This window comes from Pseudomonas sp. B424 (assembly GCF_055408345.1).
Window position 1 is genome coordinate 1 of the sequence record NZ_JBUZTL010000065.1, and the last position, 1,360, is coordinate 1,360.

Annotated in this window: 1 protein-coding gene; it reads right to left on the reverse strand. The window is 45.2% G+C overall.

Annotated features, from left to right (window positions below):
- Positions 1-427 precede the first annotated feature (427 nt).
- On the reverse strand, positions 428-1,360 hold a 933-nt coding region (locus tag ACZRMS_RS26230), incomplete at its 5' end, for an RHS repeat-associated core domain-containing protein (protein ID WP_463997637.1).

Here is a 1,360-nt window from a genome sequence, read left to right on the forward strand (position 1 = left end):
CAGAAAAGCATTCATGATTAAGCCGCTCCTGAACCTTGCAGTATTGAGCCACTGAATGTTCTATCGGACGTGACGCTATTTAAACAGCCTGCGTATTTTCCCGAGTACCGTTTTACTGTTCTTGGTTTGCTTTCGGTTTTTGCTTCCGTGTTGAAATCCTATAGGTGACTTTTAATAAACAAGCGCGGCTGATTGTGAACATAGATATGTTCTTGTGAACTATTGACCCACGCCGTGAGGTGCTTAGGGCTAAGAACATCTTGCCGTAAATCGACGGTCAAACTGCGTTGTGACGGCTCTGTTTTCCAGGTTGTTTTATTTCCTCGATGTGTAGTTCTGTTTCGAAAACAGTGTCGGGGTATGGTTAGCCTCGGGTTGCTGGAATGTATAAGCATTGTATTCGGTGTTTTGTGCCAGCTCCTTGAGTTTAGGGGTGGAGAGCATGTGCAGGGCCTTTGTACGACAAATTTGAATGTGAAAGGGTGATGCTGTGGGGGACAACGATTTGAGGTCGAAACAAACTGTTCATGACTTCATCCACCTGCCCGGAAGCCTGAAGTGAATAAGCGTTATGTTTGGTGTCACTGTCAAATTTTTGTAAATCACTCACTATTCTTAATGCCAGCCCTTTAATCATATTCGGTCCCACAAAAACGGAAGACAGGATGGTATTGTCCTCGGCTGAATCGAAAAAGATATCCTCATCCGAAGGCATGACCCATGCAGGTGTTATACTTCCGGGCCTTTCGGCCACCAGAGCAAGATCCGTCAATTCCGTATGAGCATACTCATGTCGTGCTTGCAAAGCGTCCAGGGGTGCCCTGTATCGGTGCTCGCCGAATCGGCTGTATTCTTTTTTAGGTTCGGCCCCTGCCTCCAGTGAGAAAAATACAAAATCATTTGTTGCGAAAGCGTCCAGATCGACCATTTCGGTGTTTGCTGTGTTGAAGGTGATGTTATTTTTTTTCAATTGAGTGCTCGATAGCAGTGTCAGCGATTTATCTCTGTCACGAAAATCTTTATCTGAAAAGTGCACCAGGTTAAATTCATTCTCCATGAAGTTGTTTAAAAACTGCATGTCCGCAGATGACAAATCAATCTCTTCTATAAGGCTTACTATTTTTTCGCCCGAAAGTTCTTTTAGTGCGATGTAACCATTGCCCCGTTTTCTTAAAGGTTTCCAGACATCTCCGCGACTGATCATATATTCATAAGCTGTTTCTACTTCCGTGGGAATGTTGCCGCTCTCATCAATTAAACTCAGCGGGTTATTGCGCAGCATCCGATAGAGATTCAATCCGTCCAGAGTCCCGGCGGGGTCTGGGTTGATCCAGCGTTGCAACCAAGGGGCGTAATACCG